General features: G+C 55.5%; 17 protein-coding genes and 1 pseudogene. 4 read left to right on the forward strand and 14 right to left on the reverse strand.

The window, feature by feature from the left end; genetic code table 11:
• Nucleotides 1–121: 121 nt before the first annotated feature.
• Nucleotides 122–1321 carry a M24 family metallopeptidase gene (locus LARV_RS02495; RefSeq protein ID WP_083522268.1) on the reverse strand — a complete coding sequence of 400 codons (1200 nt, stop codon included), beginning with the start codon at nt 1319–1321 and terminating at the stop codon, nt 122–124.
• A gap of 696 nt (nt 1322–2017) precedes the next feature.
• A complete protein-coding gene (locus tag LARV_RS02500; protein WP_075072157.1) occupies nt 2018–2824 on the reverse strand; it encodes a CPBP family intramembrane glutamic endopeptidase in 807 nt (268 codons plus the stop codon).
• 210 nt (nt 2825–3034) lie between these two features.
• Between LARV_RS02500 and LARV_RS02505 the strand changes: the two genes are divergently transcribed.
• Nucleotides 3035–3469: a YajG family lipoprotein gene (locus tag LARV_RS02505; protein ID WP_075072158.1), complete on the forward strand. Its 435-nt coding sequence runs from the start codon at nt 3035–3037 to the stop codon at nt 3467–3469.
• A 64-nt stretch (nt 3470–3533) separates the two neighbouring features.
• Here the strand turns inward: LARV_RS02505 and LARV_RS20280 are convergent, their stop codons facing one another.
• The 6 genes from LARV_RS20280 to LARV_RS02530 form a co-directional block, all read right to left on the reverse strand.
• Entirely contained in the window at nt 3534–3695 is a 162-nt protein-coding gene (locus tag LARV_RS20280) for a DUF4143 domain-containing protein (RefSeq protein ID WP_236709909.1), read from the reverse strand.
• 144 nt (nt 3696–3839) lie between these two features.
• A complete protein-coding gene (locus LARV_RS02510) occupies nt 3840–4367 on the reverse strand; it encodes a GNAT family N-acetyltransferase (protein ID WP_172797765.1) in 528 nt (175 codons plus the stop codon).
• Nucleotides 4354–4782: a tetratricopeptide repeat protein gene (locus LARV_RS02515; protein WP_075072160.1), complete on the reverse strand. Its 429-nt coding sequence runs from the start codon at nt 4780–4782 to the stop codon at nt 4354–4356. The genes LARV_RS02510 and LARV_RS02515 overlap by 14 nt, the downstream gene beginning before the upstream one ends.
• A gap of 173 nt (nt 4783–4955) precedes the next feature.
• Nucleotides 4956–6377 (reverse strand): right-handed parallel beta-helix repeat-containing protein, encoded by a 1422-nt coding sequence (locus LARV_RS02520; RefSeq protein WP_075072161.1) that lies wholly within the window; start codon nt 6375–6377, stop codon nt 4956–4958.
• Nucleotides 6378–6948: 571 nt separating this feature from the next.
• Nucleotides 6949–8166: a glycosyltransferase gene (locus LARV_RS02525; protein WP_075072162.1), complete on the reverse strand. Its 1218-nt coding sequence runs from the start codon at nt 8164–8166 to the stop codon at nt 6949–6951.
• Between the two features lie 254 nt (nt 8167–8420).
• A complete protein-coding gene (locus LARV_RS02530) occupies nt 8421–9407 on the reverse strand; it encodes a serine hydrolase domain-containing protein (RefSeq protein WP_075072163.1) in 987 nt (328 codons plus the stop codon).
• Nucleotides 9408–9567: 160 nt separating this feature from the next.
• On the opposite strand from LARV_RS02530, the gene ung reads away from it, so the two are divergent.
• Nucleotides 9568–10239: a uracil-DNA glycosylase gene (gene ung, locus LARV_RS02535; RefSeq protein ID WP_075072164.1), complete on the forward strand. Its 672-nt coding sequence runs from the start codon at nt 9568–9570 to the stop codon at nt 10237–10239.
• 17 nt (nt 10240–10256) lie between these two features.
• Here ung and LARV_RS02540 read toward each other — a convergent pair whose 3' ends face one another.
• Both LARV_RS02540 and LARV_RS02545 read right to left on the reverse strand, forming a co-directional pair.
• Nucleotides 10257–11342 (reverse strand): alpha/beta fold hydrolase, encoded by a 1086-nt coding sequence (locus LARV_RS02540; RefSeq protein WP_083522270.1) that lies wholly within the window; start codon nt 11340–11342, stop codon nt 10257–10259.
• A 233-nt stretch (nt 11343–11575) separates the two neighbouring features.
• The gene (locus tag LARV_RS02545; protein ID WP_075072165.1) at nt 11576–12232 is read right to left on the reverse strand and encodes a hypothetical protein; all 657 of its coding nucleotides are present in this window, start codon (nt 12230–12232) and stop codon (nt 11576–11578) included.
• A 135-nt stretch (nt 12233–12367) separates the two neighbouring features.
• Between LARV_RS02545 and LARV_RS02550 the strand changes: the two genes are divergently transcribed.
• On the forward strand, nt 12368–12646 hold the full coding sequence (locus LARV_RS02550) for a type II toxin-antitoxin system Phd/YefM family antitoxin (protein WP_075072166.1): 279 nt from the start codon (nt 12368–12370) through the stop codon (nt 12644–12646).
• A pseudogene (locus LARV_RS20895) lies at nt 12615–12906 on the forward strand (Txe/YoeB family addiction module toxin). The gene LARV_RS02550 and the pseudogene LARV_RS20895 overlap by 32 nt, the downstream one beginning before the upstream one ends.
• Nucleotides 12907–13039: 133 nt before the next feature.
• On the opposite strand, the gene katG reads toward LARV_RS20895, so the two are convergent.
• The 4 genes from katG to LARV_RS02575 form a co-directional block, all read right to left on the reverse strand.
• The gene (katG, locus tag LARV_RS02560; RefSeq protein ID WP_075072167.1) at nt 13040–15232 is read right to left on the reverse strand and encodes a catalase/peroxidase HPI; all 2193 of its coding nucleotides are present in this window, start codon (nt 15230–15232) and stop codon (nt 13040–13042) included.
• Nucleotides 15233–15555: 323 nt separating this feature from the next.
• Nucleotides 15556–15978, reverse strand: a complete 423-nt coding sequence (locus LARV_RS02565) for an iron chaperone (RefSeq protein ID WP_075072168.1) — start codon at nt 15976–15978, stop codon at nt 15556–15558.
• A 308-nt stretch (nt 15979–16286) separates the two neighbouring features.
• The gene (locus tag LARV_RS02570; protein ID WP_075072169.1) at nt 16287–20063 is read right to left on the reverse strand and encodes an N-6 DNA methylase; all 3777 of its coding nucleotides are present in this window, start codon (nt 20061–20063) and stop codon (nt 16287–16289) included.
• 581 nt (nt 20064–20644) lie between these two features.
• The gene (locus LARV_RS02575) at nt 20645–21460 is read right to left on the reverse strand and encodes an alpha/beta fold hydrolase (RefSeq protein ID WP_075072170.1); all 816 of its coding nucleotides are present in this window, start codon (nt 21458–21460) and stop codon (nt 20645–20647) included.
• Nucleotides 21461–21539: the final 79 nt, after the last annotated feature.

The raw sequence follows: 21539 nt of genomic DNA on the forward strand, positions 1-21539 counted from the left end.
TTGTATCCAAACGCCGAACTTCCGTCAATTAAAACACCGGTGCTTCTTGGCACTGAATGGCTTGATCGTCCCCTTTCGGCTGTCCCGCCGAAAAGGATTCGTTGCCTTGTTCGAGCCGGGCTCAGTAATGGATCGCCTTGCGGATGATCCTGCCCTTGAGCTGCAGGAACAGACGCTTCTCGTGCACGATGAGCGATTCGAGGTCGTCCGGATACTGCGTGATGCGCTCATAGCCATCCTTCGTCACCAGAACCGTATCCGAATGGCGGAAACCGCCGATCTCCGGGAAATACAGCGCGGGTTCGATGCTGATCACCATGTTTTCGGCCAGCACGTCCTGGCTGCCGGAGCTCAGCCAGGGCTGCTCGTGGTTGCCCAAACCGATGCCGTGTCCGGTGCGGTGGATGACCCGGTCGCCGTGGCCCTTCGACTTGAAGAATTCCTGCGTGGCAACGTCGATGTCGCTGCAGCGAACGCCGGGTTTGACCATTCCATAAGCGATGGCTCTGGCCTGCATGACGATATCGTAGAGCCGGCGCTCTTCCGTTGTCGGATCGCCGAGGAACACCGTGCGCTCGACCTCGGCGGCGTAGCCGTTCACGCGGTTATAACTCATCAGAACGATCGGGCCGGAACCCATGCGCATGTGCATGTCGGGCAGGCTGTGGGGTTGGGCGCTCTTCGGCGCGGCCCAGCCGGCGGTGATGAAACTGCAGTTGAAATAGTCGAACTCGCCGGATGAGATGACGCCGGTCTGGAGGGTCTTGGCGGGCATGGTCGTCTCGATCACGGATTGACCGCGGTACAGCCCATGGTGAACCAGGTGCATGCCCTTGTCCGTCCACGCCGCCGCGTTGCGGATGGCCGCGATCTCATCCGGAGTCTTGATCCTGCGCATTTCGGTGATGAAGGGCGAGACGACCGTCTCCTTCACCTTCAGCAGCGCGGCTTTCGACACCGAAAGCTCCGGCTCGATGGCGACCACAGCCTGCCCGCCGAGCATGCTGTTCAATTTGTCGTACCAGTTCTCGCCTTCGATGGACGGGTACTCGAAATACGATCCAATCTCCCCGAATCCCTCGACCTTGCGCATGTGGTCGTATTCGAGCTGCGGCACCACCAGTTGGGGAACGCCCTCCGGGTGAACCACAATGAAAAAGGGGCGCTCCACCGGCATGTAGGATGCGCCGGAAAGGTAGTAGATGGAATCCTGAGTGGAGACAATGAACGCGTCCAGGTTGTTGGACTTCATAAACGCTTGCAATTTCAAAATTCGGGCTTTGTAATCGTGTTTGATCGACTGCGGCATTGGGGATTTCATGATTTGCTCCTTTTGCAATAATGTTCATCATCGCGTGGATGACTTCGATGCCATAACCCGGGGCGGTCCGGACAACGGATTCTTATTTCAAAAGAAATCATCCGGTCATTTTTCAAGGCCCAATCGCTTGCGAGTTCCACGCGCCGTCGCGGAATTCTCTCACCTCCAAGGTCGACACGAGGCACCGGGCCCATGGGGCCGCGGCTATCCCCCGACCCGCCAACTGTGTGCGCAGGGAAGAGCCGGTTCGTTGGGTTCAACCAGTAACCAAAGCATCATGGGAATTGGCCCGGTTATTCAATTTAATCGTCAACTGGATTGGGAAATCGGCTGGCGGCGTTCCAGGTCTGAACGCGTTGCAACAAAATCAAACACAAATTCCTATTTTTATTATATACGGCACGTGAAAAAGCGCCATTTCCCAGTGGGAGGCGTTTCGCAGGGCCCAGCGAATCCAGACAAGGTTCAGACTGCTAAAACCCGGGCAGGGATCTCAAATACTTTACGCGGGTCAACGTGAAAGCGTAGCCGCCTTCTGCATCCAACCCGACATCCTGCATGCCAATCTTCTCCATGACCCGCTTCGAAGCCAGGTTCTCCGGCGCGGCGCCAGCGTGGATTCAGGGCAATTCTATTCGCGTAAAAGCATCGTCGAGCAACGCGTTGCGTTCGGATTGAAATCTTGCACCGGAAGGATCACGCGAGATTCGAGAAAATGCCGAGCATGATCGGAATATCCATGCCGCCATCGAACCATATCGAGCCCCACATACTGTCGGTCTTTTGCATGAGATATCCCCAGAGTAAAGCCAGTGGAAAGGTCACGGCCAGAAAAAGTAAATTATCTGCCGAATAAGTTACCGTGCCATGCAGGCCGGTGCATACGAAAGCGACCAGGAAATTCGAAATGATCTTGCCAAAGAATGGTTGCAATTTTCGCAGGAACAACCCCCGAAACATCAGTTCTTCCATGGTGCCGTTTACCAGCACATAGATCAACAGCCAGGGAATCCACGGAGTGATCCTGGCGATGCTCAAGTCGCGTGCTTTGAACAGGCCAGCCATGAGGAAGGAGCCTGCCGCAGCGAGCAGGAAAGTAGCCGCCCCGATGATGAGACCCAGTTTCAGGTTGCCCTTCTGGAGGTAGATCGAACCCGGGCTGTCCCCGGCTGTCTTGTTCAAGAGAATGATCGCACTGATGACGATGAAACCTTCATTTAATTTCTGGACAGCCCAGCCGACAGGGGCAATATCGGTGACGCCCAGGGCCTTGATCAGGTAAGTGCCAAAGATCAAGTCCAATGAGACCGCGACAGAGAGGATGAGAAGACCTACCAGGATCTGCCGATACCTTTCCAGGCGCGCACTTCGATAGGTCAATTCCACGACCATCAGGAGAGCGGCGGATATCCCGATTCTGCCAAGATAGTCTTTAACCTCGCTCTCGAGCAGAGGCCGCCACGGGCTGAATACGAGGATGATCAACGCCGCAAGATTATTCAAGAATCAAAAAGCGTCTTCAATCGGATAAATCGCTTCAAAAAAGAGACGCTTCCCTTTTACATCATTGGCTTAATCGGATCCTCATCGAGGGCTTTGCGCGGTTACAGGCCCTCACCTGAGCCGAGTCACATGCCCGCAGCCGAGATCATGCTCGGGAACCATTGACCCTCCAGCGACGTCTTCACTTTGTTCAATAAATGGAGAATAACGATGAAAAAGGTCACTTTGCTGTTCACTTTTACAATGATCTTTAGCCTGCTGCTGGCAGGCTGCGCCTTGCAACCTGCCCCGACGCAGGGGATACCGCCGGAAATTCGTACACCAACCCCAAACCCTACCGGCGCCGGTGATTCGAAAACGATTACTTTGGAGGATTCCGGCAAAACAATCCAGCTAGCGGTTGGCGAGCGTTTCCTGTTGAAATTGGGGAATGAGTATACCTGGGATATTTCCATCAGCGATCAGACGGTGGTGGAGCGGGTGAAGAACGTCATGGTGATTCTGGGAGCGCAGGGACTCTATGACGCGCTAAAGCCGGGAACGGTTACACTGAGCGCTACGGGCGACCCGGTATGCAATCAGGCGGTTCCATCCTGCAAGGCGCCATCCATTCAATTCAGCATCGCCATCGAGGTGACCCCATAAGTCCAGGGCCTGCCGGGTAGAATCGATATCAAATCTCGAAAACGACCCACCGTTGACGCCTGGATCATAACGGGTTCCAAAACTGAAAAACCAGGTCGAGTTCAGCGCCGGCCTGCGTACCCCAAAAATGCGCGGCATTGGGATGCGGAATTTGCGTGGCCTGTTCCAGGACAAATCCCTCCCAGGAAGCGCCGACCCCTGGGATGTCCATGCAGGCAGTGAACATCCGGAATATCCAGAAGGCTGTGCAATAACCCTGTATCCCGGAGTCAGATTTTGGAAGATTTCACCTGGCGTTTGCCCAGGTTCTCGAACCAGGGCTGAAGCTGGCAAATCACGATCGTGCCGGAACAGACTCGCCTTACCGAATTTACGAATCCAGAAATTCTTTCCGAGAAATCGTGAAAGCGTAGCCGCCTTCTTCATCCAGCCCCACGTATTTCATACCGATTTTCTCCATCACCCGCTTCGAAGCCAGGTTCTCCGGCGCGGCGCCGCCGTGGATGCTGGGCAATTCCATTCGCGTAAAAGCGTAATCGAGCAGCGCCCGGGCTGCCTCGGTGGCCAATCCCTTACCCCAATCGTCCGATTTCAGCAGGTAAAACAAAGCCGGGTCGGCATCCGCCGGCTGGGTATGATCCAGGCCGCACCAGCCGATGAATTCGTTTGTCTCTTTCGAGAGGATCGCCAGACACAGGTGGACGATCTTTCCGGGCCGGTTTTGGGCGTGATTCGCGCGCATCCTTTGGATGACCCGTTCCGCCTCCGGCAGAGGGATGGGGCCTTCATCCAACTTCCAACTGGAAGCGACGCCAGCCACGTCCGCCGGGGTGACGGTGCGAAGGATCAGCCGGGCTGTTTCGATGAAGCATTCACCGGCCATTTCAGGATTTGCCATCCACACCCCCTTCGGCATCGGCCATTTCCCATGCGATTCCCAGCGCCCGGCATTTTTCGATTGCCTCACGGCAGCCGTTGCGAGCCGAAGTCCGATACCAGGATTCGGCGAACGCCCTATCCGGCTGCGTTCCCAGCCCTTTTTCGTACTGTTCGGCCAGATTGCACTGCGCATCGCGATCGCCGTGTCTGGCGGCGCGCCGGTTCCAGTACAGCGCCTTCGAGGCATTGCGCGCCACGCCCAGTCCCTGCATATAAAAATAGCCGATCTGGCATTCCGCCAACGGGTAGCCCTTGAGGGCGAGCTTCATGTGTTCCTTGAAACAGGTGGAATAATCACCGGTCAAAAAATAATCTTGGATGATTTCATCGCAGCGGGTGAGCTCAGGGCTAGGGGGATAATATCGTTCGGACATGGCTCACCCATTATAGGTTCCTTTGGGCAGCAGCAGCGTCCAGTTTTGGCGGCAATTTGGCGGGTTGGCTGCGAATTTGCTTGCTCCCGGGACGGGCATAAATAAAAGCGGAGCCGGTGTATCCTGGCTCCGCGCGTTTATTTTCGAGAGATTGGCTTTCGCCGTTCAGATGGCTAATTGATGGCGCTGCCGTTTACATACAACGTGTGTCCGTTCGTCACCACATTGTCCATGCTCCCGTTGAACGCGCTGACGTAGCTGTCGGCAGTGAGGGTCCAGGTGCTGGTCGAATCCAGCGTCACCGAGAGCGAAGAGGCCTGGGTGCCGTCCGGGTTGATCGCGCCGGTGAAGGCGGAGGAATTCGAGATCTTCATGTCCAGGGTCGAGATCGCGTCGACGAAGATATCGCCGGAAAGGGTCTGCCCGGAAAGATCGAAGGTCGCATTGCCGCCGTTCGATCCGGCCGTGCCCCAGCCGCGCGAGCCGTCGTTGCCGGAAACCCGCAGCAGGTACGCGCCGTCAGCCAGGGTCAGATCGACGCCGCTCAGGGTGATGACGCTGTTGGTGTTCGTCACATAGAACATATCACCGTTCTTCGAAACCAGCGTTCCGCCGGTCATGGTGAAGCTGCTGGTTCCGGTTTCGGCGTCGCCCGACATGCTCTGATAAAGCATGACATTGTGGATGTTCTCGCCGCTGGCCTGACCGTAGGTGCCGCTCATGTTGCCGGTGACCGTGCAGTCATTGAGCGTCACCGAGTTGAAGCCTTCGACGACCACGGCCTCGGAATCGTTGGCGGTCAGCGTGGCGTTGTTGGCGGTGATATTCGCGGTGCTGTAGATGGCCGGCGCACCGGAGCTGCCGCTGGTGGTATAGGTCCCGCCGTCCACGGTCAGGGTGCCGCCCCCGCGGTCGCTGCGGATGGCGGCCTTGACGGTCGAATTGACGGTCAGGTTGGTGGCGGTCAGGGTGGCCCCGCCCGAAACCTCGATCCCGCCGGCGTTACCGCCCGAAACGTTGATCGTCGTATCCTGGATGTGGATGGTCGAGCCGTCGTAGGCGAAGACGCCGTTCGCACCTTCGGCGCTGGCCGTGACCGTGCCGCCGGTGATGTTCAGGGTGGCGGTGTCGAGGGCCAGAATGGCCGCGTTCAGACCGTAGAAGCTGCTGGCATCGCTGCTCGAAGCTACGCCGGCGCTCTTCTCGACCGTCACATCGTTCAGCGAAGCCGTGACATCGCCCTCGGCGCGGAGCGCGTTTTCATCCGCGTTGGTCGAGGTGTAAGTGCCGCCGTTGAGCGCTTCGCCGTCGGCCAGCGTGTAAGCGCCTGTACCGGTATCGACGCTGGCAGCCCCGCCGCCGGGGGCTCCACCGGGAGCATTACCGGGCGCCCCGCCAGGCCCGTCAGCCGGAGCGCCAGCGGGCGGCGCCGCGGGGACCGATTGGGTGGCGGCGCTGGTGGCAGCGGCCGTCGTTTGGGTGGGGGTGGTCGCAGCAGCGGTACTGGACGCCGTCGCCGCGCAGCCGGTCAACAGCGCAAGAAGGATGGCGCCCGTGCAAATGGTCATTCCGATTTTGAAAAGTAAACTTCGCATCAGACATCTCCAGGAACAAAGAATGGATAGACAAAATATATGCGCTCTTCCGCTGGAGGTGGTTTAGGAATGGTATAGGCACACCCGGCGCTTCGGGTACTGATAATAAAAGCTCTCCACAGCGGGAGAGCGCTGGTTGCGATCCGCCCGACCGGCAGGCCGATCGCACAGAGTCAGCGCAACGCGAAAGGCGCGTGCACCGGTCGAACCGATCCGGCTCATGCCGCATTCCTCTACGAGGGTTTTCCCCTTTGCGGTTTTTTCTCTGCCAGGACCTTAGCCGTGGACACCGCCTGATAGGTGATTTTTGTGGTGGATTTCGCGGGGATTCCCATCAGCAAATCGGCCGGGATGCCCAAGTTTGCCGCCAACCTCTTATAACTTGCCTTCATGACAAACACAAGCGACAGCCACTACAGTGTCATACCGATTTCAATAAATAATCGAATAAGGCCGAATGCAAAACGTGCATCCAAAATACGAATTCACGTTCTCGATCGAAATCACCCTCACTATTCAATCCTGACTCGTTTTTTCTTCTTTCAACCACAGAAGTGGAATTTCCTTTTCCTTATCCCTTGTCAACCACATCGGTGATCAACTCAATCGCGCGCTCAACCCCTCTCTCAGACCGGATCTGCTGCCCCAGGGTGTTTGCTTTCATCCGAATAACCTCATCCTCCATAACTTTTCGGATCGCTTCGGTGAGGATTTCGCTCTTCAACTGCGCCCGGCTGATGGGCTGCGGGCCAACCCCCAACTCCTGGACTTTTTGGCCCCAGATAAACTGGTCAATAATGTGGGGAATCACGATCTGGGGGATACCCGCCCGGAAACCGGCAGCCGTCGTACCAAATCCACCGTGGTGCATCAGCGCTGCCGACCGTGGCAGCAACCATTCATGGGGGATCGAACCCGCATGAAAGATGTTCGCTGGAAGGGTCATTTTTCCAATGGGTTCATCCCAACCCTGGATGATCGCCCGCGCGCCCGCATCCTGTACGGCATGTATGGTAATTTCAGCCGCTTCCTGTGCATCTTCTCCACTGATGGACATCGCTCCCAGACTGACAATAACCGGTGGAACGCCTTCATCCATAAAAGCTTGCAGATCAACTGGCGGAGTCCATTCCAGCGGCGATGGAGCAAACCAATACCCTGTCATCTGATGTCGGGTTTCCCATCGTGGATTCGGTGAATAGATTTCCGGGCTAATTGGGATGAGATTGAGTTTCGGAGAAGTAATCCCGGTCGGTCCCATGGGTTGAACTCCAACGCGTTTGCGAATTTGATTCAACGGACGCGTCATCACCATCCCCATTCCCGCTCCCGCAATCCGCATCAGGCCGCGTTTGATCAGAGAGTCGGCCGGGTCTGGGGCAGGAATGGCTTGCGGTGACAGAGTTACGCTGATTGCGGGCATTCCCAATTGGTCAGCTTCGATGCTCCCCGCAGCGGTATGCGACACGATCACCCAATCATTCTGGCGGCACAATTTTAGTAAATCCGGGTGGCATTGTTCAAGCATAATGAAGGAAAATTTCATCACGCGCATAAAACCAATCATCCAATTGGGTGAATGGCCGCGGATGATCGCTGTTTCGCGGGCAATATCGATATCCGGTCCCATCGGCGCGAAGTGTATGCCATAGGACTCAACCAGTGACCGCATGCATGGGTGGGAGGCAATGGTTGCTTCGTGACCGGCGTGATTAAGACCCAAAGCAAGGGCGATATACGGCTGCACATCACCCCGCGTTCCTATGGTTGGAATGAGAAATTTGCTCAATTGTTACTCCGTTTTGACAATAATATTAAATAAACACAATCAGGGATCTGGGATTTAGGTAGAAGGCCGGTCATGGTGAAGGCCATCTTTTGGCCTGAAACATCTACAATTTTACATCCGAGATCCTTCCTCATTTTTTTGGTTCTCCCAAATTCAGGTTAACATGATAAACCATAGAACAAAAACCCGGTAGGGATGGTCAAAACCGAAAGGTGCGTTCAAAATGCCCCTGCGGGGCACAGGCCGAACGCGCCTTATGCCGATACACAATTTTCAAATAGCGGCTCAATATACTCTTTAATGAATTCTATTCGATCCTTAGCGCGTAACCCAACAAGAGAAGCGATCGAAACTACCATATTTTTCTTTGTATTGACATAAATCACATTTCCGCCTTGCCCCAAAGCTGCATAGATCGGTTCATCATCCTCAATAATCCACCAAAGATAGCCATACGACAGCTTGCCCCATCGGCTATGTTCCTTTGTACTTTCATCGATCCATCCGGTCGATAGTATTTGTTTGCTTTCCCATATCCCATTATTTAAGTACAATTGGCCTATTTTCGCCATATCCGCAGGTGTCAAGAAAAGTCCCCAGCCTGCCGTGTTGATCCCCTGCGGGTCAGCAACCCAACCACGGGTGTTTTTATCTTTCATAACGGCGATCTGTTCTTCTTTACTATGAAACACCACATTGTTTGGAACATGGATTCCCAGCGGAGAGAATAGATTTTCCATTGCGAAGGCAAGCACCGGCTGACCCGTCACGTTTGCAAGAATGCCCGACAGGATATCCGGCCCCACGACCGGAGTGTAGCGGAACTCGCCGACCTGCCCTTTGCCGCCCAGCAGGTCGAGCGCGGCCTTTACCCAGCTTTCACTGGTGAAATACTTTGTGTAGGGTTCCGACTTGAACTTATATGGCACCGTCATCGTCAGCAGGTCCCTGATTCTGATATTTTGGATCGTTTTTTCTCCTCTTTTAACGGTGTATCCCGGGAAAAACTCCAATACCCTTTGCTCCGTGCTCTCGATATATCCCTTTTCCATGGCGATTCCCATCAAGGCGGAAATAACGCTCTTTGTCACTGAGTACACATGCGTGGGATTATCGGCGGTATATCCATTAAAGTAGTTTTCGTATACTTTTATACCGTTTTTTTGTACAATCATGCCCGCGATATTGCCATAGTCACTGTTTATTGTTTTTTCAAGTTCTCTAATTTTTTCCTGATTCATACAATCACTTTCCTTCTTTAAGGTATAAAGGATATCCGTTACACGAAGGATAAGTTGATTAAAAATATTTTGCAAGATCAATTGGGTTGTAAAATAAACCCTGTCATCCCAATTCAGCCGCGGTGGGTTGCAAATCCGCGGCGCGTGCAAGGAGCCCTGAATGCCCATTCCAGAAAGCTGGCTTCCCGCTCTGGTCGACGAAACCACCCAACCCTACTACCAGCAGCTCTACCGCTTCGTCGCCGAGGAACGCCGCAAATATCGGATCTATCCGTCCGGACAGGATGTGTTCAACGCCCTGCGCTACACACCCTTCGAACAGGTGCGCGTGGTGATCATCGGGCAGGATCCGTACCATGAAGAAAACCAGGCCCAGGGGCTGGCATTTTCGGTGCGCCCGGGCGTGGCCGCTCCGCCGTCCCTGATCAATATCTTCAAGGAACTGCACGAAGACGTCCAGTTTCGCGTGCCCAACAACGGCTGCCTGATTCCCTGGGCCGAACAGGGGGTGCTGCTGTTGAATGCCGTGCTGACCGTGCGCGAACACCAGGCCAACTCGCACCAGGGCAAAGGCTGGGAAGCGTTCACCGACGCCGTGCTGCGGGCGGTGAATGCCAAAAGCAGCCGGGTAGTCTTCCTGCTGTGGGGCAGCTACGCCCAGCGCAAGGCCGAATGGATCGATACCAGCCGCCACACCGTGCTGAAAGCGCCGCACCCCTCGCCGCTCTCCGCCACGCGCGGGTTTTTCGGCTGCCGGCATTTCTCCAAAACCAACGCCGCGCTCCAATCGGTGGGCCTGGCGCCCATCGACTGGCAGTTGCCCGATTTGTGAGCCAAAGCGCGACGGGTCTAGTGCGCGTCGGCCAGGTTGTTCGTACCCTCGAGCACGTCCTCGCGGAGGATGTGCCTCATTTTTTCCGGTTCCTCGAACATCGGGCTGTGGGCGGATTGGTGAAACGTGTAAAATCCCTTGATGGGGGCCTGTAATTTCTCGAGATACCCCTTCGCCAGGGCGTAGGAAACGGTGTAATCGTAAATTCCACTGAAGAAATAGACGGGCAGATCCAACCCGGGCACCTTTTGAGCCAGATCCGTGGCGATGATCTCTTTCCACAGCGAACTGACGCCGGATTTCGCTTTCGCGCGCCACAGATTGATCTTTTCCGGCAGGGTGTACGCCCGGCAGGCCAGGGAAGCGAAAAAGACCCCCGTGATCACCGATTTCATCGCGCGCGTCGTGCCGATTCCAAGGCTGTGCATGGCGGCGTCGCGCAGGGCCAAATAAGCATCCGGAATGCCGCCCGGCAGGCTGACGGGCGCCGCTTCAAGTTTTCGCGCCATCTTCCGGTTTCCGGCGGTTCTGAACGCCTGAAGCATATAATCGTAGGCCATTTTCTCGGATTGCAACTGATCGACCATCTGAGCCACGCCCAGATAAGCGAAATACAATTCCGGGGCCCTGGCTGCCGCCTGCAAGGCGATGAAGGATCCGCCTGAATGCCCCAGCAGGTAGATCTTTTCTTTGCCGAAGCGCGCGCGCAGGTAATTCGTCACCTCGATCGTATCGCGGATGAACTGTTCAAGGTTGATCGTCTCCGGCGGCAGATCGGCGCGATAGGAGAGTCCCGAGCCGCGCTGTTCCCACCAGACCACGGTGAAATCATCCTCGAGGCGGGTCGGATAATTCCGGGCCAGAAAATATTCCGGCATGCCCCCATGAACATACAACAGCACCGGGTTGGTTGCATCCCTGCCCCGGATGAACAGGCCTTGTTTCGCCCCCTGGATGGTTACAAAGGTTTTTTCCGAAAGGCTGCCGGCCAACGGTTTGCCGCTTTCATCCAGAAAAGGCTCGGGGTTTCCGGGACTGTTTGCCAGGAGAACGCCCAATAAAATCGATAAACACGCCAGGAAAACGCCGAAGACGATCCACATTCCGCTTTAGCCCTTCGCGCAGCCGAAATTAATCAATATCGCAGGTTCGCCAGCCCAATAACCCCTCAGGCTCATGACAATTCAACGTTTATTCTATACCTAATCGGATTTCAGACCTCGCGATCGGCTTCCCGGCAGCGGCTTTCCGCCGGCCGGCCCGGGTCAGTAGAAAGCAAAAGGGTGTGTTCGAGGATCGAACGCGCCCTTTTCGCAGGCGCAAGCTTTGCACCAAATCAGGAAATCTTGACCAACTGGCCGTTCTCCAGGCGGAAAGTCCATGTGGCGCTCTGGCTGGGGCAGCACATGCCGTCATTGGGTCCCTGCACGCGCATGTTGAGCGTGATCAGGCCGTCCTGGATCGTCCCGGACTCGACCACGACCCGGTCGCCCAACGCCACCGTCGAGACATTGCTGGGTTGGCCGTTCAAATTGAGGACCGCCGCCATCTCAATGAAGTGCCCGGTGCCGCCATTCTGGGTGGCAAGGAACACCAGCGCGTCCCCGGCGCCGTCCGAATTCAAGTCCCCATACAGAACCGTATCCAGCATGCGGGTGGTATACGCCTCAGGCGACTCCTGTGAGGTGGGCGGGGTGCGGTAATAGATGCCCTCCGTCAGTTGAAACTCGTCCCAATCCGGCGAGGTGTACACGCCGTTGCGAAGAGACTCCACGGAGAGTGCGGCGGGCGTTTGCGGCGGCGCTGCCGTTGCGGTGTCTGCCGGTGTGGCAGTTGGCGCTGCCGTCAGCGGCGTTTCGGTGGGCGCGGGGGTCGGCGCCATGGCTGTCAGGGTGGCATTCACGCGTTCGGTCAGGTCCGGAGTGGGTTGGAACTGCGCCGCGCATGCGGCCAGGACGAGAAGAAAGGGAAGCAGGAAGAGAATCTTTTTCATGGTTTTTCCTACAGCTTAAGACGAAAGGCGGCTGAATACGGTTCCGTGATGGATTTTCCCACACTTTTTATTTTCGTGACTCCTTGACAAGCAGGCTCTACTATTGTCAGTAACTCTGTACAGAATGGGAAAAAAATGACCATTCATACCACCGATACCCAGGCTCGTGATGGGCTGGCAAAATTACGGGATCAAGTGACCCACAACCGCGAAGTGGTTGTGATTCAACGCCGCGGTGAAGAAGAAGTTGACATGCTCGCCGCCGCGGAACTGGAAAGCCTGATGGAGACCGCCTATCGGCTGCGCTCACCGGCCAATGCCGAACGCCTGCTCGCGGCGCCTGGCAGGGCATTGAAAAATGAAGCCCAACCGATAAGCGCGGATGAATTACGGCGCGAGGTCGATCTTGAGTAAAAAAACGCATACGGCCGTATTCCAGCCGGAGCTCATCGAAGATCTGCGTTGCCGGGTGGAAACAGACCGTAAGCTTGCCATGCGGGCATTCGACCTCATCGAGGCCATTCTGCGAGAACCTTTCGAGTGAACCGGCAAACCCGAACCCTTAAATATCTGACTCGGGGGCCTGGTCAAGAAGGCTGACCCCGGAGCATCGCATCGTCTACCTGGTGCGCAACGATCGAATCGATTTCCTGCAGGCGCGTTACCATTATTAGGCCTGCTGTGCCTAGATCAATACGCCCCGCCCATGGATTGAGCGGGGCGTTGATTTTTGAACTCAGGAGCACACCCCGAGCCGGAACCTGTCAGCGCTTCTGCGATGCAGCCCTGGCAGGCGTTTCGCGGCGATCAGGCCAGGTCGAAACGGTCGAGGTTCATCACCTTGTTCCAGGCCGCCACGAAGTCGCGCACGAACTTCTCGCGCGCGTCCTGGCTGGCGTAGACCTCCGCCAGGGCCCGCAGTTGCGCATTCGAGCCGAAGATCAAATCGACGCGCGTGCCGGTCCACTTGAGCTCGCCCGTGGCGCGGTCGCGACCCTCGAACACGTTTTCGTCCGGGGTGGCGCTCCACACCGTGCCCATGTCGAGCAGGTTCACGAAGAAGTCGTTGGTGAGCGTTTCCGGCCGTTGGGTGAAAACGCCGTGGCTGGACCTGGCGTGGTTGGCGTTCAAAACGCGCAACCCGCCAACCAGCACCGTCATCTCGGGCGCAGTCAGCCGCAGCAACTGAGCGCGGTCCACCAGCAGTTCCTCCGCGCTGAGCGGACCTTTCGCCTTGAGGTAGTTGCGGAAGCCGTCCGCCAGCGGTTCGAGCACGGCGAACGACGCCACGTCGGTTTGGTCCTGGCGCGCGTCCGTGCGCCCCGGGGTGAAGGGCACGCCCACCGCGTAACCGGCGTTCTGCGCGGCCTGCTCCACGGCGGCGCAGCCGCCCAGCACGATCAGGTCGGCCAGCGAGACCCGCTTCCCGCCGGATTGCGCATCGTTGAACTCCTTTTGAATCCGCTCGAGGGTCTGCAGCACCGTTTTCAGTTGGGCCGGCTGGTTGACCTCCCAATCCACCTGCGGCGCGAGGCGAATGCGCGCCCCATTCGCGCCGCCGCGCTTGTCGGAGCCGCGGAAGGTGGAGGCCGATGCCCAGGCGGTGCTGACCAGTTGGGCGATCGACAATCCCGACGCGAGGAGCCTGGCCTTGAGTGCAGCGACGTCCTGCACGTCGATCAACGCGTGATCAACCGGGGGCACCGGGTCCTGCCAGATCAACTCTTCGGCCGGCACCTCGGGACCCAGGTAGCGCGAGCGCGGCCCCATGTCGCGGTGGGTCAGCTTGAACCACGCCCGGGCGAACGCGTCGGCGAACTGGTCGGGGTTCTCATAGAAGCGCCTGGCGATCTTCTCGTAGGCCGGGTCGAAGCGCAGGGCCAGGTCGGTGGTCAGCATGGACGGCGCGCGGCGTTTGGCCGGGTCGTGGGCATCCGGGATGGTGCCGGCACCGGCGCCTGCCTTGGGCTGCCATTGGTGCGCGCCGGCGGGGCTCTTGCTCAGCTCCCAATCGTAGCCGAACAGGTTCGAGAAGAAGTCGCTGCCCCATTGGGTTGGCGTGCTGGTCCAGGTGACCTCCAGCCCGCTGGTGATCGCGTCGCCGCCCTTGCCGCTGCCGAAGCGGCTCTTCCAGCCCAGGCCCTGCTGCTCGATGGGGGCGCCTTCCGGCTCAGGCCCCACCAGCGACGCATCGCCGGCGCCGTGGGTTTTGCCAAAGGTATGCCCGCCGGCAATCAGCGCCACCGTTTCCTCGTCGTTCATCGCCATGCGCGCAAAGGTCTCGCGGATGTCGCGGGCGGCGGCCAGCGGATCGGGGTTGCCGTTGGGCCCTTCCGGGTTGACGTAAATCAGGCCCATCTGCACGGCGGCCAGGGGATTCTCGAGGTCGCGCTCGCCGCTGTAACGCTGGTCGTCCAGCCACTTGCGTTCGCTGCCCCAGTAGACGCCCTCCTCCGGCTCCCAGATGTCCTCGCGCCCGCCGCCAAAACCGAAGGTCTTGAAGCCCATCGATTCCAGCGCGACGTTTCCGGCCAGCACCATCAGGTCGGCCCACGAGATGCTGCGGCCGTACTTCTGCTTGACCGGCCAGAGCAGGCGGCGCGCCTTGTCGAGGTTGGCGTTGTCGGGCCAGCTGTTGAGCGGCGCAAAGCGCTGGTTGCCCGAGCCCGCGCCGCCGCGGCCGTCCCCGATGCGGTAGGTGCCCGCGCTGTGCCACGCCATGCGAATGAAGAGCGGCCCGTAGTGGCCGAAGTCGGCCGGCCACCAGTCCTGCGAGTCGGTCATCAGCGCGGCCAGGTCCTTCTTGACGGCCGCCAGGTCGAGTTTTTTGAATTCCTCGGCGTAATCGAACTCAGAGCCCAGCGGGCTGCTGGTGGGGCCGTTCTGGTGAAGAGCCTTCAGGTTCAACTGGTTCGGCCACCAGTCCCGGTTGGATGGACCCCGGCCGGCCGGTTGTGGGTTGGTTCCGCCCGCGAGCGGGTGCTTGCTGTCGTCGGTCATACCACTACCTCCTATCGAATACGGAGCTCAGCGAATTGCCGCTGCCAATAAATGACATCCTTGATCGTTTAGCTAAATAATAATTATAGGCCATTCGCGGAGTTAAATCCACATCCCCCGGCCACAAAAGAATTCTTTCAGCCAATCGCCGGTGATGCGCTGCCCGGTCCTGCCCGGGAGGATTTCAGGCGCGCCGGCGAGTCGTTCAGGCCCTTGCCCGCCAGAAATTGCGGCAGGCACTACTCGACGCGCGCTGCGCGGGTTTGGGATTGTTTGGGCGCGGAAAAATACAGCAGGCAGGCCCTTTGCCGGGCCGCCCGGCCTCAGCCCGCCGCCTTCTTCACCAGCGCGACGATGCGGGCCTCATCAGCGGGCGTCAATGCCTTCAGCGCGAAGGCCACCGGCCACAGGGCGCCGTCGTCGAGCCTGGCCGCGTCGCTGAAGCCGAGCGTGGCGTAGCGCGTCTTGAACTTCTGCGCGCTCTGGAAAAAGCAGACGATCCTGCCGTCCCTGGCATAGGCGGGCATGCCGTACCAGGTTTTTGGCGCGAGCGGCGGTGCGCTGGCCTGGATGAGCTCGTGCAGCCGCATGGCCATGCTGCGTTCCGGCTCAGGCAGCTCGGCGATTTTGGCGAGCACCGCGCTTTCGCCGTCCTCCTTTTCCTTTTCGGCTTTCAGCTCCCGGGCGCGCTCCTTCATTGCAGCGCGTTCCCCGGCCGTGAATCCGGCGTTTTTAGTGGCGCTCATGGAAAACTCCCTGTGATTGTTCGAATGCGTGTCCCGCGGGACAACCTGGAAGGAAGTATAGCGCGCGCGGATTAAAATATCAACAAAATGGATAATGATTGTCGTGGAAAAGGAGGAGGAGGAACAATCGAACGCGCCCTCCGTGGATGGAGAACGCGTCAAAGTTTCGATCAAACCAATGCACCCCGACCGGAATTTACAACCGACGATACGATTCGGCGCGGCGAGATGTCTAGATTAATTCCTAACGATCAGGTTCAGCCAAACGCGGGACGAAACATGTTGGTTTGCCCCCATTATCAGGCGCATTACAAATACTTTTGCATCACCGCCTGCCGCCGTGCCGGGGCAGAGGCAATAACAGCGTAAGTAGATTGAAGCAAGGCTTGTTTGCGGGTTATCTCTTCGACAACATTATCCAATTCATTCTCTTGAGGAACGCGAACCTGTAAATTTCGCATCTTTTCCCACGATGTTCTTGGTAATTGTTGTCCACTTACTGTAGCAAGAACTTTTCGATTGAATTCTTCCGTTAACAAATAATGCTTCAGGTAAATTCCATTCCGTGAATCCTTCATGCGTAACACAAGAATATCTGTAGAACAGACACCTTCCTGTTGCGCCAGATAGACTTTATTCAGGTTTGGGCGTAATTTGCCGTAGAGAATGTCCCCTGATTTGAAAACTGACTTGGCGCTCTTGATAGTTGAGCAATCAGTGAGCGGGTTTCCAACCAATTCGCCTGTATCGCTTTCTATATTCTCCAGCCCAACATAAAATATATCGCCCTGTTGGATAAATGGATCAATACGGTCATCCACTAGCAACACAAGGTCATCAAGCCGCTTGAACATCGAAGAACGGTGAACCTGTATCAGAATTTCTTGCTCAAGTTTGGGAATCACCCCTTCCGCCTGCTCCACTTCCGCGTCAATCGCCTGACACGCCGCCACAATTTGCGCCTGCACGTCCATCGGCGGAATTGGAATAGCAAAATTTTGAATAGTCGTTGTATTTATCTCTTTGTATTTCGTTCCGGCAGGCACAAGATCTTCAAGCAAATGACGATGTTGCTCAAAGAAGTAATACAGGTATTCTGGATTCAAGGCAGAAGGGACACAAACAAAACTCTTGAAACCTTGATTAGTGGTTAATTCCTTCTTGGTGATTGCTACTCTTCCGATGGTGGCACGAGTAGATAACACAACGGCATTTTCAGGAATCAAAGTGGCATTACTGTTTTCAAGCCCTACTTGGTTAATCTTTCTAACAGTATCATAGAGATTCTTTTGTTTCATATCCTCCAAAGTTACCCAGAGAATATTACCATTCCAATACGATTGAATAGCAGTATCAGGTGTGCCACCATTAATGATTTGTTGGATAATTCTCTTGTCGCTCAATTTATACATTTGCCATCTACTATGCACCTGCGCGATTGCCTTCTTCGACGTAAGAGAAACCTGCTTATCGAAACTTACGCGGCTGAAGTTGAGCAGGTCCACCAAAGGGGTAAACGTGGCATATGGCTGAAGGGCATCGGGGACGCTAACTGTCTGCCCCATAAAGTTTTGGCGTATGAGCGTGCTGATTTTTTCAGGATTGTCGCGGTTCTGCGGGTCAAAGAGTGGGGTTTCGATGAAATCGATAGCGCCTCTGAGATACTTTATGCCTTCCTGCCCCTTGGCAGCACTCCATTCGTAGCCCATAAATCTTTTCATTTCTTCCGTGCTCTGTGGACTGCGCGCCACAAGCACCGGGCAGGGCTGGGCATAGGCAAGTGCGAAGTAATATACCTTTTCGCGCTCGATGGCGCGTACATAATCTATAAAACGCTTATCTAGTTCGGCTTGTTGTTCAGCCTGGCTTTTTTGCTGGAAGAATCTCTTCTTCTTGAGAGCTTTCACTTCGCTGCTGTTTTCAAAGACGCGGCGACATTCTTTGAAAATATCGGTATCTAAAAGCTTTTGGCTGGGGTTTGATTGCAGGAGTGTTTTGTAATCATCCAGTAGAACGCCGATATGTTCACAATAGGCGAGCAAAAAGTGGACATCGGCAAATACTCCATCTTTCCTTGTATCGTTGTCAAACCATGCATTTACGCGGATGCGGCAATGGTCGGCAGGCGCGGGGTTATCGTCCTTGCGGCGAAGGAATAGCGTCACAGTATTGGTACCGGTTTTGCCAAATGTGCCACTGCCCAATTCCACAAGAGCAATGATATCGAACTGCTGTAAAAGAATCTCGCGCACACGGGTATAGACGCTGGCAGCATTGGAAAGAATGGATGACGGCATGATGATGGCCGCCACACCGCTCGGCGCAAGCAACTGCCGGGCGCGTTCCACGAAAAAGGCTTCAATGGCATTGTTGGTTGAAAAACTTTTGGGGTCAATGATCTCGATGAGCCCATAGTGGTCGCGTTCGGCTTCGGGAAGTGTTTCCAAAAAGCCCTTGACGCTGTAGGGTGGGTTAGAGACCAACAAGGCGAATTTGCCTTCGGAGACGTCGGGGTGATGCGCCAGTGCATCGGCATATATAATATTGATCTCATCCTGGTTGTACATAAACGCCGACACTTTGGCGACTTTGGATAGGCGGTATTCTTTCTCTATACCGTAGAACTGGCGGTAAAAAACGCTTACATCTTGCACCTGGCGCAAGCCGCGTAATTGGGATGCCATCTCGGTTAAAAAGTGACCTGCACCGCAGGCATAGTCAATTACTTTGGGCGGATTCTTTCCATCGCTGAAAACAGTTTCCAAAGGCAATGAAAGTACGATAAACCGCGTCACCGGCAAGGGGGTGAAAAACTGTCCTTCTGTCTGCTTGAAGCCTTGATCGAGGAAAAACTCGAACATGTCTCCCAGAAATTGATTTTGCTGATTACCATTTAAGTGGATATCTTGAAGCATCCGCGTAATTTTGAGTAAAATTGCCGCATTCTGGTAAAAGAGTTGTTCGTTGTGAACATCTAGAAAAGAAAAATCATTATTGGTGAAATATTTCTGCTGGCGGAAGTAATCCAAAATTTTCTCGCGAGTGGCGTCGGGGTCGTTCTTGAAGAATTTAAAGGCATCATTGATGGTTTGGTTGTCAATGTAGGTTACGTCTTCCTTGAGAAACTCGCGCATTCCATCGCGGTGCAGACGTTGCAGACGGTCAATCAGGTCAAAGTAGGTATCGAAAGCAATTCCGCGCCAGTAAAACTGCAAATCATTGGGGTTGTGTTTCTCGTCGACAATTTTGCATAGAAACAGATTGACCAATTTATCGAAGGCGTTTTCGCGTCCCGAAACGTTGTGTTGGCGCAGGATAGTTGCAAATTCATGGTATTTGGGCTGGATATCCGCTTCGGTGACGACTTGCAGATCAGCAACAGTGTATTTAGCTTTGCCAATTTGGTAGGGTTGAACATCCTGCTCGAAAATGCCGCGCGTGGCGTAATCACTCTCATAAGTACGCTTCCAGGTTTCGTATAGCTCTTTAGCACTATCGGCATCGCGATAGGTTAACGGTTTTTCCACCGCTTTGCGCTTGAGAATATCATTGTTATCGCGCATGGCAACGATATGACTAGCATACTTTAGCGCGCCGTCTTCCAGCCCTGAGGCATATAAGCAAAGGTATTGTGTACTACGTTCTTGGTGGGCATAAGTGAACAATTGCCCTTTGCCGTTCAGGGTGTCTTTCCAGGCATCATCAAATTCGCCACCCCATGTCTTGCATTCGATGATGAGCAACGCCTTTCTGTCATTGTCGCGAACAAGAATATCTGCTCGCCCGCCGCTTAGACCGTGCCCAACTTGCCAGCGTGGTTCAAGTTCGATGTGTTGTGGCTTATAGCCTTTATCGAATAAGCGATAAACGCACTCAAAAACGACAAAGTTCTCGTTCGACTTGAAATTGCACGTTTGCCGCTCATTAATTTTCAAGCCTTTATCTTCGGGGTAAGTCAATTCCTGCTTATCAAAATCCACCCGCAGATAGGCATCTCCCGCAGGGAAATGTTTGTAAAACACATTACCTGTCTGCGAGAAACCAAGTTGAAAGAGTAAATCTTTGATGTTCGCTGTTGTAATCATCTTGTGTAATATTTTACCGCGTTGTAGTCCCTGAAAATGCGATCAACTATTAATTATACGGAATTATGATTCGCTGCAATATGCCGTATAACTTTACTCATTGGCGCTTATTTTTCCAAACCATTCAAGCACAATCCAATCGTATATAAAAATATATATCAAGGATTATATGCCGCGAACTTACATAAGTGATCGAACAGTTCAAAACCCAGAAAGCTGTTAGATCAGTTTTGTGACACTATCCCAAATAAGTATCACTGATATTCCTGATAATTACAAATCAAAAGCGTCCTCAAATTCAGGAAGGCGCTCCATCATTCAAGCTTTATCTTTTCAGGCTCAAAACCGGCTGGATCCTTCACCCGTCTATTCGTTTCCTCCCTCTTCGTGGACTCTAAAATACTCCGTCCGGCGGACTTTAAAAATCCGCCGGGTGCACTTCCCCCCAATTCGGCCCGGCCAAGGCCTGCAATGTAATTAGGCCTTGTTCAACTCGATGACGTAGGAGATAATCCCCACTAGTTTCCCACGCGAAATTCGAAAGACGTCGCAACCGGCGGACGGGGGGGGTTATCGCCCCGTTATAGCGCGTTCTGAAAAAAGCCGAGCAGCAATTCGACGAACGCCGTGGGCTGTTCGTAGGCCGGGACGTGACCGCACGCGTTCATGATGGCTTTTTTGGCGTGGGGGATGCGCGCAGCCATTTCGTCGGCGGCGCGCAGCACTTCTGCATGATCGAGCGCCCCCGCGACCACCAGCGTGGGGCAGTGAACCGATTCCAACCGCGTCACGGCGGGCGGGTTGAGAGGCTGCGCGTCGGCGCTGAAGAAGGTGCCCTGCGCCACGGGAATGCGGTTCATTTCCAGGGCCTTCTGGCGCAGTCCGTCATCCACCTGTCCCGGCTCGCGCTGTGCGCCGTCCAGCCAGATGCGGATCTGCAGCTCGTTGGCGCGGTCGACGTCGCCGTTCTGCAGGGCGCCGATCATCTCCATCAGGTAGCGCGGAGGCTCACCCTGGAGCTCGAAACCGCTCGGGGTGGAGTCCACCAGGGTCAATGAAGCGACGCGTTGCGGCTGTTCGAGCGCCAGGTCGAGGCTGATCTGCCCGCCGTTGGAACAACCCACCAGGTGCGCGCGCGCCACGCCCAGGTGATTCAACAGCGCATCGAGGTCGCGGCGCCGGCACAGCGGCCCTGTCGTCGGGCTGGACCTGCCAAAGCCGCGCATGTCGTAGCGAATGACCTGAAACTGTTCCGCCAGCGGTTCCCAAATGTCATCGAACATGCGGCTGTCGAGAAATGCCGCGTGGGTGAGCACCAGCGCTTCACCCTTGCCCGCGGTCTCGTAATACAAGCGCCCGTCGTCCAGATCGAGGGTATCTTTCGTTGTCGGGTTCATTTTGTTGCTCCTTTGGCTTATCGCAATATTCCGATCCAAAAAAGGAAGGCAAATTTTATCTGTGTTCCATATTAGAACA

The sequence above is a fragment of the Longilinea arvoryzae genome (assembly GCF_001050235.1).
GTDB lineage: Bacteria > Chloroflexota > Anaerolineae > Anaerolineales > Anaerolineaceae > Longilinea > Longilinea arvoryzae.